A 13,432-nucleotide genomic window follows, 5' to 3' on the forward strand; every position below is an offset into this window, starting at 1 on the left:
ATTTAAACGACTTTTAAATAGCCTTAAGACTCCCTTCAACTAATAATTAAAAGCTTTCGACTTTTTAAACTTACATCTTGAACCGTGTCTAAAGGAACTAGAGGAGTGCCCTATTTAATTGGTGTACTAATTAAATAGGGGTTTTGCGGTGCGGGAAATCACAGTGTAAATCTTATTAGTTTTCTGGCATTGGTTTACCTTGCTTTCCTGCGTATATATTTTCATCGTCAATCACAAAGGGTCTTAAAATTTTTGAGGTTGGATCATTTAAGAGATACACACGGCTTATATCAATTCGGTCCGGCTTGTACGGAGGTTTTCTGCACTCCGTTTTTCGAAGCGTCCAATCAAGAGCATAGGGGTTCGATTTTGGAAACGCTGTCCACGGCATGTGGTAAAGAGTTCTTTTTTAGATACATATATTCAAGACAAAAGGCTTAATACGCGGTAAACTAAAACAACTTCAAATTCAGCTTCAGTTTCAAATTCAATTTCGTTTTTAGCTCATCTCATATCACTATATTTGTTGATCCAAAAAACGAATTCCCTCATATGGAATATTTAGAATTTGAATTACCGATCAAAGAGCTAGAAGAAAAGTACCAGCAAACGATTACGTTAGGTGCAGAAAGTGATGTAGATGTAAGTGCGACCATTAAGCAAATAGAGAAAAAGCTTAAAGCAACTCGCAAAGATATATATGCCAACCTAACGGCATGGCAGCGTGTGCAAATGTCACGTCATCCTAGCCGTCCCTATACGTTAGATTATATCAAATCGATTTGTGGAGAAACCTGGCTAGAATTACACGGTGATCGCAATGTTAAAGATGACAAAGCGATGATAGGTGGCTTGGGTAAAATAGGGGAGCAGAGCTTTATGTTTATAGGACAACAAAAAGGTTTCAATACAAAGACACGTCAGTACCGTAATTTCGGTATGGCAAATCCTGAAGGGTATAGAAAAGCACTTCGTCTAATGAAGAGTGCTGAGAAATTTGGTGTGCCAGTTGTGGCACTCATCGATACTCCAGGAGCATATCCTGGTCTCGAAGCAGAAGAACGCGGTCAAGGGGAAGCTATAGCAAGAAACATTCTTGAAATGACGCGTCTAAAAGTACCTATTATAGTAATGATTATAGGCGAAGGAGCAAGTGGTGGCGCACTAGGTATAGGTGTAGGAGATAAGGTAGTCATGTTAGAAAATACTTGGTACTCTGTAATCTCACCAGAATCTTGTTCTTCTATTTTATGGAGAAGCTGGGAATACAAAGAAAGAGCTGCAGATGCTTTAAAGCTCACTAGTGCAGACATGAAGAAATTAAAGCTAGTTGATGAAATTCTTAAAGAACCAGAAGGCGGTGCTCATAAGGATAGAGAGACTACTTTTAAATCTGTAGCAGAATGTATCGTGAGATATTATGAAGAATTAAAAGATCTTTCTCCTAAAGACCTCGTAGAACAACGTATGAATAAATACGCTAATATGGGAGTTTTTAAAGGATAAGTTTTATTTATAAAGGTCAATTGTTTATTTAAAAAAGCTACAAAGTTTGTCAAAAATCTTTGTAGCTTTTTTAAGGTTTATTTTAGATTTTTAAAAGGGTGTAAGACTTATCAACCTAAAAATCGTACTTTAATACTCGTATTGTTTATTTAGAAGTAGTGATTTTCACCAGCATTCATAAAATTCCAATGGATATGAACATGTTATCAACGTAATTTTTTTGTTAAATGTTGACTATCTTATCATAACCCTATACGAGTAAAACCTATTAAAACCCTACTTTTGGTACCTATGGAAAAAGTTCAGCAACGCCCTAACATTACTACAGAAAACACTTCTGTTGTCACGCTTGAAAAAGGTAAAATACCACCTCAGGCGATTGATTTAGAGAAAGTTGTAATAGGAGCTTTGATGATTGATGGGAAAGGAGTCGATGAGGTAATTGACCTGCTTACTCCAGATGTTTTTTATCAAAAGAACCACCAATTCATTTTTGAAGCTATAGATATTCTCTTTAAAGAAGGGAAACCAGTCGACTTATTAACGGTTAGCGCTCAGTTGCGCAAGATGGGGAAATTAGATGCTGCTGGTGGAGATCATAATCTGGTCCAGTTGTCTCAATTAGTCAGTTCTACAGCGCATATTGAGTTTCACGCAAGAATCATTCTTCAAAAATTTATACAGCGCAGTCTGATCAAAATTTCTACAGAGATCATTAATGAATCCTATGAAGAATCTACTGATGTATTTGATTTACTAGATAAGGCAGAGTCTAAGCTCTATGAAGTTACTCAAGGTAACATCAGAAAGAGCACGGAGACTGCTATGGATCTAGTACGTCAGGCAAAAGAACGTATTGAAGATATAGCAAATCGCGATGGGCTTTCAGGAATTCCATCTGGTTTTACAGACCTTGATCGGTTGACCAGTGGCTGGCAGCCATCAGATTTAATTATTATCGCCGCGCGTCCAGGTATGGGAAAAACAGCCTTTACCTTAAGTATGGCTCGTAATATAGCCGTAGGAAATAATATTCCAGTGGCTTTCTTTTCCTTAGAGATGAGTTCTGTACAGTTGATTACTCGCTTAATTTCTTCCGAAACAGGATTGAGTTCTGAAAAATTAAGAACGGGTAAATTAGAGCCTCACGAATGGGAACAACTCAACGTTAAAGTAAAGGACTTAGAACGAGCGCCTATCTTTATTGATGACACACCATCGCTTTCTATTTTTGATCTGCGGGCAAAATGTAGAAGGTTAGCCTCACAATACGGTATCAAGTTGATCATGGTTGATTACTTGCAGTTAATGACCGCTCAAACTGGTAACAAAGGAGGGAACAGAGAACAAGAAATCTCCACCATCTCGCGTAACTTAAAAGCATTGGCAAAAGAACTTTCAGTGCCAGTAATAGCACTATCACAACTTTCTCGTGCCGTAGAATCTCGTGGTGGCTCTAAGCGTCCATTGCTATCTGACCTGCGGGAATCTGGAGCGATCGAGCAGGATGCAGATATTGTGTCATTTATTTATAGACCTGAGTATTACGGCCTAGAAGAATGGGATGATGATGATCGAAGCCCAACTGCTGGTCAAGGAGAATTTATAGTAGCAAAACACCGTAACGGTGCGACAGATTCCATACGTTTAAAGTTTATGGGACAGTTTGGTAAGTTTGATAATTTAGATCAGTTTTTCAAAACTCCAGAAGAATTTGGTTCTAAAATGAACGCAGCAAATGACGATACTTTTAAGCCAGATGCCTTTGACACTCCTAAGGCTGCAAATCCCGGAGACGCATTTGGTATTCCTAATGACGATATGCCTTTTTAACCGCCATTCGTTTTGATATGGGAATTTATATTGCTTAATTCTCATTTTGATTATTTGGTAAATTTATATTGGTCTTATATGTTATTAGTTTGCTGCAGCGTTTATAGAATCAGTAGGTTAAAGCTCTTTATGAGCTGCTTTTGGAATATACATTTTGTGCTGTAATTCATTCACAATTCCACTTTGCCCATCGTATAGTCGCTGCTGTATAAGTCATTGAACTTGGTCGGATAATTGTTTCTCATCTCGCACTCAATACTTATATTAGTACGCAGCTTTTAAGATCGTGGTTTTTATGGCAATTCCGCTTTCGCGAAAGCGGTATAATTATACACGTTAAGAATGCTAAAAAGAACTATTTTACTCTTATTATTCTGTGCAAGCGGGCTATCTGGACAGTCACAATATTTATTCATACCCATGGATGCAGACACCCAGGCAGACCATTTAAAAGCCTACGGAATATCCTATTGGGTGCTTTCTAAAGGTACCAAAGTGAAATGGTTACTTAATTATAGAGGCGGCTCTTTTTTAGTTCCTAACGTAGAAGAAATCAAAAACGAGCTCATCATCCGAGGCGTGAGCTATGAAGAAATGACTGAGGCTGAAGTGAGTTCCATCTTAGAATTGGTGGCCAGTCCATCACAAAATATGCAAGAAGTACTGCTAGAAAAAGCACCCAAAATAGCTGTTTACTCCCCTACGGGTACATTGCCTTGGGACGATGCGGTAACCATGGTGCTTACCTATGCAGAGATTCCTTATACCAAAGTTTATGATGAAGAAGTACTCTCTGACCAACTCATCTTATACGACTGGTTGCACTTGCACCATGAAGATTTTACGGGTCAGTACGGTAAGTTTTACCGCAGCTTTAGAGCAGCGCCTTGGTATATTGAAGAAAAGAGTAAAGCCGAAGAACTGGCGCAAAAAATGGGTTACAATAAAGTAAGTGAAGCAAAACGCGATGTAGCTCTTAAAATTAGAGATTATGTAGTAGGTGGTGGTTTTATGTTTGCCATGTGTAGCGCGACAGACAGCTTTGATATTGCACTGAGTGCCGAAGGTGTGGATATTGCAGAACCTATGTTTGACGGTGATGCCAGCGATGCCGGTTATCAAAATAAAATTGATTATTCAAGGACGTTTGCCTTTACAGATTACACGCTGGAACGTTCTCCTATGGTGTATGAATTCAGTTCTATTGATATGACTGCGAAACGTACCATCAAAAAGGAGCTGGATTACTTTTCTTTAATGGATTTCAGTGCTAAATGGGACCCTATTCCTACCATGCTCAATCAAAACCATACCAGTCTTGTCAAAGGTTTTATGGGACAAACTACGAGTTTTTATAGAGAAGAAGTAAAGAAAAATGTGCTGGTTCTAGGAGAAAATAGATCCAACAAAGAAGCCAAATACATTCACGGCATACGTGGTAAAGGATTCTTTACGTTCTACGGAGGTCACGATCCAGAAGATTACCAGCATCGAGTAGGAGATCCACCTACAGAGTTGAGCCTGCACCCTAATTCTCCTGGGTATCGCCTGATTTTGAATAATGTGTTATTTCCTGCAGCTAGAAAAAAGAAGCAGAAGACTTGACGTGGGTCAAATTCAATCAATAGATTCTATCGGTCGCAGCTATTGTCGTTCCAGAAAACTTGGAACAATTTGTTTATAATAAGGGATGGACTTACTTCCAGATTTGCCTGGAATCCAGTATGCATAGAGAATCCAAATTTAAGCTGATAGCAGTCTGTTGATGCTGGACAAACCTGTTTTACAGACTTCGCTGATTTGATTTAATGTTCTAGATTGGTTTGAAATGACAAATGGATCGATATCTTTATGTTCAACATGTGATTTAAAGCAATACTTGATTGACAAGAGATTACTCCTTTTACGTTTATATCACCGCCAATTTTAAAGATGAAACCATTTACATAGGTTGCACAGGGAATTGGGTCAGCGTATTTTAAAGCACAAAGCTAGAAAAGACGGCGAGCTTACTTCAAAGTGTTAGCTATATAAACTAGCGTACAAAGAGTTCTTTAAATATGCAGACAAGGGTATTGCAAGAGAAAAGCAATTAAAAACTTGGAAACGCGAATGGAAAGTAAATCTCATCCCACAGCATAAGCCTGAATGGATATACTTAGCTAAAGAATGGCATACCGATAAACAAATCGAAGAATATAAAGAAGAGGTAAGGTTTTCTCAATTAGAGAATTCTGGTTGGATACTGGGCAAACTTGCGTTGTGTATTGCTTACTTTTTTTGGAAATATTTCACTTAAATTTTCTAGTAGGACCATTCTGTTTCAAAGATTTTGTTGTTTCGATTTGTCATGCCGGAAAATCTATATGGAGACGGTTCATTCCAAGTGTGGAGATAGTTTCAGATTTGTCTGGAATCTAGATATCTATTCCTACCGAGAACATCCTTACTCCTTGACAATCTTAAATGTCTTTGAAGATTTATCTGTGGAGATATTCAAGAAATAAATCCCAGAGGCATAGCTGGAATAATCTAATTCTATATCTGGCTCATTAGAAATGTTAGAATAGAGTTGTTGCCCTTGAACATTATAAATAACAGCGTTAAATCGCTCTAATGAAGTACGCACAAATAATTTGTCTTTTACTGGATTTGGAAAAATGCTTACTAGCTCGTCCAGTTCGTTATAATCTTCACTTGCTGTGGCGGTATCGATTACGACTATTTTTAGGTCGTCAAAGTAGAATCCGTCTTCATTTACACTTTGATCAGTAACCATTTGAAATCGCACTAAAATTTGCTGTCCTAAGTAATCACTTAAGCTGATACTTTCTTCTATCCAATTGGACTGAATCCCATCATAAAGCGGCTGTCCATCTGCTGGCTGAGTGCTCACTCCAGTGTTGGTATAATTACCGCATTGTGGTGTCCAGGAAGCCCCATTATTAGTAGAAACCTCTACTTGAACATAGTCGTAATTGTTCTCTATATCCCATTTAGCTTGAAAGGTAAGGTTAGCTTCTAGTAGAGAGGTAGAAGTAAGGTCTATACTATTAGCACTCTGGAGGATGATAGACTTATTCTGGTTATTTCCATAGTTCCCTGATGGAGAATCAGTAAATGATTGTGAGGGAGAAAAGAACTCTGTTGTAGAGATTCCCCAGCCATTTAATTGCCAATTATTAGCATTTACAGCTTCATCCTCAAAAACAGGAGTGAGGTCGCCATACACCTTGTTGATGCTTTGTGTTGTGGAGAATAGACCATTAAAAAGGATTACTTCATAAGCAATAATAGCTCCAGGCTGGATCGAGTTATCTAGCGTCATTGAAATAGCGTCAGAAACCGTCTGGTTTAAATTCAAGTTCAGGAACGATCTAGGGGTTCCTACACTTTCAATGTTGGCACTTATAGGATTGATGCTCACTGTAAAGTCTGTAAGATTCTGTAAACCTAAACGAGTTAACGAAAAAGGAATCATTACGTTGGTAGTTTCAAAGGAGCTAGGTGCGTTGTCTTCTAACTTCCCATAATTACCAACTAATTGTGCAGCGGTAATATTGTGGAACAGCATCTCTTTACAAATACCATCTATTTGACTTGCTGCTGGCCAGAATGAAGCACCTATTTCTGGAGTCATGGCATAAACTTTTTCTCTTGTTCCACCAGCAACAGTGTTTAACATACCGTACATAAAATCATCACTATCTCCTGCAGCAGGATAAAGATCGGCACTGATCTGGTTGGTATATCCATTCTGAGACACCATTACTTGAGAGATATTTTGAAACAAATCATCATCAGTTGTAGGTCTATTGTCACCATAGCCAAAAGGGTACAATAACAATTCACTAAAAGAATGGTTGTTCAATGCCATTTTAAAATTATGGTTTTCTAAAAAATAACGTGCTGCTCTGGTTTCGGGCTCGCTGAAAGGTCCAGTACCGGCATAAGTATCGTTATTTTGATTTGCAGAAGTTCCTGTAGTATTCCATACTTCATTTCCTTGTGGTGTGATATAACTGTAATTTCTATTAGGATCTACCCCATAGCCACCGCGTCTGTTTTTGCGCCATAAGCCACCACCATTAGGATTAGTAGTTTCATTATAAATGTACCCATCAGGATTAAGAACTGGTATGAAATACAATTCGGTGTTATCTACTAGGGCTTGAATTTCTGGATCTGTGTTGTAATTCTCCAGTACATACCACATAAAAAAGATGAGTTGTTGCATGGAAGCTGGCTCACGAGCATGGTGTATGGCAGTGTATAACAGTTGAGGCTCGGCAATTTCAGTGGTTGTTGGATTATCAGAGATCTTAACCCATTGCTGGTAGCGGCCTTCACTGGTGATTAAATCGTTGGGATTACTTGGGTTGATATTATCTGCTCTTGGAGTAATAATATTCAAGTTGTTATTTTGGGAATAGGTGTACATATCATCTAATTCCTGTAGCATTTCAGAATAAGTTAAAAATCCACCCATACTTCCCTGATTGTAATTTTGTGGTGTCACATATCTTATGATGTCGCTTGAGCTGGAACAACCGGCGTTTTTTAGATCCATTTTAGGAGCGACGTATTTAGGGCTATTAGGATTGTTCTGATCTAAATAAAACTGTTTAACATCATTTATAGTAATGTCATAAGCGACACCTAAGGAAGATAAAATCTGTAATTCTTTTACTGAAAAATCAGATTCAAAAGAGACTTCTTTTTTGTGGTATCCATGGTCCATTGAAACTCCAGCTTCTTGAATCTGATTGAATTGCTCATAGGAATTGTAATAGACCTTTGCGCGGTGATATAACTCCTGTTGAGCCAAGCTGGTTAATGATATAAGTAGTGCTAGGATGGGTAACCAACGTTTCATATATTTAATTTTACTAATAAAAAGACGAATATACTTCAATACATATTGTCAGCCTATAGAACTCTTTGAAAAACATATGGTCAGGTTTATTGGATACACCTAAGCGATAAACATAGTTTTATTGGGTAGCACACATCATCTGTTGCAATAAGAAATATTTAAAAGGGAGATCCATAGCAAGACGTATATTTAAAAGAAGGAAATGGATCGCTGTAATAATTTTGCAAAAGGAAAACCTTCAAACATGTAATCATAAGAACTACAGATTAAATCTTATAAAAATCATTGCTTACGCTTATGGTCTCCTCCTAAACTTTGCAATGAATTATTATCTTAAAAAATGAGTTCGTTGTATCTAAAATCAGAGAAAGACTGGAAAGGCTATTTTATACTATACACTGCTGCACCAATAATTTTTTGTACTTGATGAGGCGGTATAACGGTATTATCTATTTTTCAAAATGGTAGTTGTGTTGCTGAAGGTATACGTCTTTATATACATTTGTCTTTTTGTGAGAGTATGTTTACTTTTTACATTTGTATTAAACGTATTACAAAAAAAAACATAAAGCAGAGGTTCCTTATATGCATTCTGTTATTAAACAATTCCTTTTAAACTTTAAATTATTAGATAAAAAACTAAAAATTAAACAGATCCATCTTGGTGTTGGCACACCTACTTTTTTCTTTTTACAGAATCTTTAATATTTAATGACTCGGATTTTCTCTATGGCTGATAAATCTGAAAATGTAGAATTCAGTTTTGAAGGTTATCCTAATAATACAACTCAAGAACATTCTTTTACTTTAGGGAAACTAGATTCTAATCGGGTGTGTTATGGTGTCTAAGATTATAATCTTTCGGTTCAAAAATCCATCTATCGGTACAACTTTTGAAAACGTTTTGCAAGCTACAGAAAAGACTAGAACGTTCAGGTAGGACTCTTTAGGATATGATATTAGATATGGATTGCCATTTCAGACAGAAGAAGACGTAGTTGATACGATCCAAAAAATGATAGAGTTGCGACCAGATCGCATTGCTTTTACAGTTATGCTCATGCGCTGTGGATCAAAGGAAACGCAGAGCATGGTTTTAAAGATACCAATCTTCCTTCCGCCTAGGTAAAACCCTGGCAATATGAAATAGGTAAAAAGTTACTGGTACAAGTGGGTTATATAGAAATAGGAATGGATTATTTTGCTTTAAAAACACAAGCTTTTATAAGGCCCTGCAATCTGGAGCTATACACAGCAATTTCATGGGATATGACTCTATTAAAGGTCAGTAATTATAGGTCTAGGAGTTTCTTCGATAAGCGATTCCTAGAACAGTTTCGCACAGAATGTAAAGAACCTTGAAGAATATCAAAGTCTAGTGGAACAAGGATAATTACCTGTTTATAGGCGTCATATTTTAACTCCAGAAAATTTAATCATGCGCAAACACATATCAAACCTCATGGGCAGGTTTGAGACTTCATGGAGTGAGGAATCTTTATATTTTATAGAGTTGCTAGATGTCTTAGTCAGTTTAATGGAATTAGAGAAGGATGAGTTACTAGAACTAAATATTAATAAAATAAAAGTGACTGACAAGAGAAGATCTTATGGTAGACATGTATGCTTGCCATTTGATTTTAGGTTTTCATTACATTAAGCTTTTAGTGTATTGCTATTTTAGAACGGACCCCTTTTAATAGGTATTCAAAAGGGCTTTTCATTTTTAAAGCAACCTCTATTTTTTAATCAATTGCTTTACGGTGAATTTATTTTCTTGATTTTCAATTTTAATGAAGTAAATGCCCGATAATAAACTAGTTACATCTATACTCGATGTCATTTGCTTGATGGAACGAACTTGTCTACCACTCATATCATAGATCAAAGCGCTTTTAAGCACTGTATCGGAATTATTAATGATGCTAAATTGATCTTGCACAGGATTAGGAATTATAAATACTTGAGTGTCGAAATTTGAATCATCTATACTCGCAGTGCTACTCACAATCACGTCAAATGAACAGCTTATGGTATTTCCAGAAATGTCATAAATCTCAAACGTATTGGTGGTCGTTCCTACTGGAAAAGCTGACCCTCCTTCTAATCCACTTGTTTGTAAAGGAGCATAGTCCAGTTCTAGAATGTAGGAAACTTGTGTATTGTTATCTACATCATTCCAGACTCCACTGGATAGGAGTATGGTATAGTTCTCAGACCCACCTGAGCCAGCGTTATTAGGCTCGCCAAAGTTCCAATTGGTATAAGTAGTGTTATCTAAACTTTGCCATACAAATGTGCCTTCTGAAGCAGCATCGGTGTACCCTAAAAGAGCGTTAACTCCAGATCCCTTTTCCAATACTGTGGCTGTTAAAAGATCATTGTCAAAAGCATTCCGAATAGTGCCCACAAAACCACCTTGAGCGATCGCATCATTAAAAGCATTTTGCGGAAAAAAAGTGTTGTTAGAAAGATAGTAAGATTTGTTATTAATGGTTGCTAGTGGCGTGAATCCAGCTAGCGGATTTATTAAGTCACAATTATCATCGGCAGTAATAGAGTAATTTACTACTACTGGATTTCCAGAAGAAGAGTTTGCCATTATATTTGCGGGACAACTTATGACAGGTAATTCTGCATCAGTAACAGTTACATCAAATGCACAACTCACTGTGTTTCCGTCGGAGTCAGTTGCAGCGTATAATACGGAGGTGTTTCCTAAAGGAAATGTCATTCCAGAGTCAAAACCAGAAACGAGTACGGGCATCAAAGATCCATCTTCTGTATCGCTAGCAGTGATATTGAAATTCACGATGGCACCACAAGTTCCAGCATCAGAATTTGAGGTAATACTGGATGGACAATTAAAAGTTGGTGTGTTTCCTATACTGCCAAATAACTGAACATCGGCGACTTGATTGATGGCTGAAGAGGCACATGTTCCAGTCAAATTTACTCGATAGTAAGAATAAGCTATTGTATTTGTAAAGGAAAAGGTTCTCGAGAAAAGGCGAGTTGAAATACAGGGGATATTTCCCGTGGCGATACTTGTAAAATTAGCACCATCATTAGAGCCTAATATTTGATAGGTATTAGGATCTCTTTCGGGAGCGTCATTTGCGGATACAAAAGCAATGGACCGAGCCGTTTGTGATACTCCTAATAGATCTACATCAAAACCTATACCGTCAAACCCGTTAAAGTCTAGGAATTTAGTGGAACTATTCTGATCGATAATATTTTGTACGCCCTCTCCAAATGGAGAGTTTATACTTCCAAAGTTAGTTGCTGTATGTATGGAACTATCAAAAATACCTTGTCCAAAAGAACAGAAAGAAGCACAGCACAACAAAAAGTAAAAAGTAATGTTTTTCATAAACAATTGATTTTGTGTATTTAAAGGTAGTTTATTCTTTTCGGAATGTGAAGCAGTATTTTCAATATGCTATAAATTCATAAAAGAAAACATAAAAAATATCCGGTATAATCATTTGGATAACACGCTGATATGAGATCCTGTTTTTGCCTCTGTCAGCTTATTTTGTTTGTGTCAAATAAGTTTTTTCATGCAGCAATACTCCTACAGCGCCTTGTTAAGGAAAGGTATAGTTGTAGGTGTATTTTCAGGACAAGACGGAATTCTTTTATGATTAGTTTTCTAAAAGGTGATGATAATCCTTTAGAATACTACGCAAGTTCTAGCATCTGAATTCAAAATACTACTTAATGGACGCTTAAATTTTTTCATAGTGATAGGTGCGTATTCATTAAAAGAAACTAGCACCTGATTATTAGTGTAGTTTACGTATTTGCACGTATCAATTACGGATGGCACAGCGATTCTTCTCAGCTCAGTAGTTGCTATACCTGTCTGAGCATTTGTTATGATGGAACCTTATTTGTAAAGGAAAAGCAGTTCTAATAGGGGAAGTATAGACGGCGTTTACGGGGCTTTTAAAAGGAATTATCTGTTGAGGTAAATGACTATAATTGATGCTTTACTACCAGTATCTTTTTTAAATCATTAGTAGACAGCTACAACTATTTTGACTCTTCCATACACCAAGTACAACGCATTTTGACGAACGAAGTAGTGTTCTATACCGTTTTTAAATTATCGATGTAGCACCTAATAATAATAATAAATAGCACTGTTTTTTAGCAGTATGTTCAGTCAAGAAACGATTTACATTAACAATATAGGTAGACAAACGAGATTGACGCTTTTTGTTTTTGAGCAAAGGCGTAATTACTTTAAAAAGAAAGGTATAGTATCCATAATAAATAGTTTATTATGGAAGACATACGCTCGCATATTGATTCAGTTTTTTATTTTTAAAATCAAAGCTTCTGTTAGGCAAGTGGCTGTTTTTTGTGTGTAGAATAGAAGTTTGTCTAACCGTTTAAACGGAGTTGAAGTCAGCGACTATAGGGAACTAATAATACCGATTATCTTAAAGCTCTTATAATTTAAATGTAGGAGAATAGAGTTTATATACCGCTCTTTTAAAGGAGCATTTTACAGGCTCCATAAACGATGCGTGCCTATGCTTTAAGTTTGGGTAATAAGGTATTGCTTCACCACAGGTATAATGCGGTGCGTAATGCTCTCCCTCTTAAAATGGTCGCTACTGTTATTCGTAAACTAACTTAGGCTTAAAATTGTTAAAATGAGAACAGAGACCTAGCAACCACTCATTCAGTAGGCTTAGTGTCAGCGGGAAATAGGACCTCCTTCGAAGAGATAACTTTTTTATCATCCATATTTTTTTTCATGTTCGGATAGTTTTCTTCTTTTTGCTTTTTGGCAGAGTAGAAAATATTCCAAAATGTCAGTCCCATATAAGTAGCAAATATGATGGCTCCTACTATAAAAAATCCTATATTCATGACGTTCTTCGTTGTCTAATTGCTATGGCAAACAATAATATGGTACCTGGCCAGTGCGCTGAATATTGAGCTTCAGCAGTCATGCCTAATATTCCATATCCGACGGAATACAGTAAACAAAGGAATGCTAAAATAATAGGATACCATTTTAAAATAAAACTTTTCATTTCTAGTTTTTTTATTTATGATTAAAGAATACAAAACACAAGTGCAAGAATTTAATAATAAAGTTGCTTTCAACTTTATAAACTGATCCCGATTTTAAGCTGTTAGCTCATGTTTTCAGATCACTGTTGTACAGTTTTCTGAATACAAAGCACAAAGTTC

8 protein-coding genes are annotated in these 13,432 nt (G+C 36.7%); 4 read left to right on the plus strand and 4 right to left on the minus strand.

What is annotated here, in order from left to right:
* The first annotated feature begins 552 nt into the window (after positions 1 to 552).
* Both ACJAT0_RS05050 and dnaB read left to right on the plus strand, forming a co-directional pair.
* On the plus strand, positions 553 to 1,506 hold the full coding sequence (locus ACJAT0_RS05050; RefSeq protein WP_374002127.1) for an acetyl-CoA carboxylase carboxyltransferase subunit alpha: 954 nt from the start codon (positions 553 to 555) through the stop codon (positions 1,504 to 1,506).
* A gap of 291 nt (positions 1,507 to 1,797) precedes the next feature.
* Positions 1,798 to 3,339 carry a replicative DNA helicase gene (dnaB, locus tag ACJAT0_RS05055; protein ID WP_374002126.1) on the plus strand — a complete coding sequence of 514 codons (1,542 nt, stop codon included), beginning with the start codon at positions 1,798 to 1,800 and terminating at the stop codon, positions 3,337 to 3,339.
* 293 nt (positions 3,340 to 3,632) lie between these two features.
* Here the strand turns inward: dnaB and ACJAT0_RS05060 are convergent, their stop codons facing one another.
* Positions 3,633 to 3,755, minus strand: a complete 123-nt coding sequence (locus ACJAT0_RS05060; RefSeq protein ID WP_415180776.1) for a hypothetical protein — start codon at positions 3,753 to 3,755, stop codon at positions 3,633 to 3,635.
* Here ACJAT0_RS05060 and ACJAT0_RS05065 point away from each other — a divergent pair.
* Positions 3,697 to 4,944, plus strand: a complete 1,248-nt coding sequence (locus tag ACJAT0_RS05065; RefSeq protein WP_415180775.1) for an asparagine synthetase B — start codon at positions 3,697 to 3,699, stop codon at positions 4,942 to 4,944. The genes ACJAT0_RS05060 and ACJAT0_RS05065 overlap by 59 nt on opposite strands.
* 841 nt (positions 4,945 to 5,785) lie before the next feature.
* On the opposite strand, the gene ACJAT0_RS05070 is transcribed toward ACJAT0_RS05065, so the two are convergent.
* Positions 5,786 to 8,215 (minus strand): M14 family zinc carboxypeptidase, encoded by a 2,430-nt coding sequence (locus tag ACJAT0_RS05070; RefSeq protein ID WP_415180772.1) that lies wholly within the window; start codon positions 8,213 to 8,215, stop codon positions 5,786 to 5,788.
* 1,438 nt (positions 8,216 to 9,653) lie between these two features.
* Between ACJAT0_RS05070 and ACJAT0_RS05075 the strand changes: the two genes are divergently transcribed.
* A complete protein-coding gene (locus ACJAT0_RS05075; protein ID WP_415180773.1) occupies positions 9,654 to 9,875 on the plus strand; it encodes a hypothetical protein in 222 nt (73 codons plus the stop codon).
* A 78-nt stretch (positions 9,876 to 9,953) separates the two neighbouring features.
* Here the strand turns inward: ACJAT0_RS05075 and ACJAT0_RS05080 are convergent, their stop codons facing one another.
* Positions 9,954 to 11,591, minus strand: a complete 1,638-nt coding sequence (locus ACJAT0_RS05080; protein ID WP_415180774.1) for an HYR domain-containing protein — start codon at positions 11,589 to 11,591, stop codon at positions 9,954 to 9,956.
* A gap of 1,319 nt (positions 11,592 to 12,910) precedes the next feature.
* On the minus strand, positions 12,911 to 13,105 hold the full coding sequence (locus tag ACJAT0_RS05085; RefSeq protein ID WP_374002121.1) for a hypothetical protein: 195 nt from the start codon (positions 13,103 to 13,105) through the stop codon (positions 12,911 to 12,913).
* Positions 13,106 to 13,432: the final 327 nt, after the last annotated feature.

This window comes from Nonlabens sp., from assembly GCF_047636915.1.
In the GTDB taxonomy this organism is placed as follows: Bacteria; Bacteroidota; Bacteroidia; order Flavobacteriales; family Flavobacteriaceae; genus Nonlabens.

What these genes read in the sequence shown, in the direction of transcription:
- ACJAT0_RS05060 (WP_415180776.1), bottom strand. Translation starts at nt 3,755, where the DNA reads ATGAATAAATATTGTGACTGTCCAGATAGCCCGCTTGCACAGAATAAT.
- ACJAT0_RS05085 (WP_374002121.1), bottom strand. Translation starts at nt 13,105, where the DNA reads ATGAATATAGGATTTTTTATAGTAGGAGCCATCATATTTGCTACTTAT.
- ACJAT0_RS05075 (WP_415180773.1), top strand. Translation starts at nt 9,654, where the DNA reads ATGCGCAAACACATATCAAACCTCATGGGCAGGTTTGAGACTTCATGG.
- dnaB (WP_374002126.1), top strand. Translation starts at nt 1,798, where the DNA reads ATGGAAAAAGTTCAGCAACGCCCTAACATTACTACAGAAAACACTTCT.
- ACJAT0_RS05050 (WP_374002127.1), top strand. Translation starts at nt 553, where the DNA reads ATGGAATATTTAGAATTTGAATTACCGATCAAAGAGCTAGAAGAAAAG.
- ACJAT0_RS05070 (WP_415180772.1), bottom strand. Translation starts at nt 8,215, where the DNA reads ATGAAACGTTGGTTACCCATCCTAGCACTACTTATATCATTAACCAGC.
- ACJAT0_RS05080 (WP_415180774.1), bottom strand. Translation starts at nt 11,591, where the DNA reads ATGAAAAACATTACTTTTTACTTTTTGTTGTGCTGTGCTTCTTTCTGT.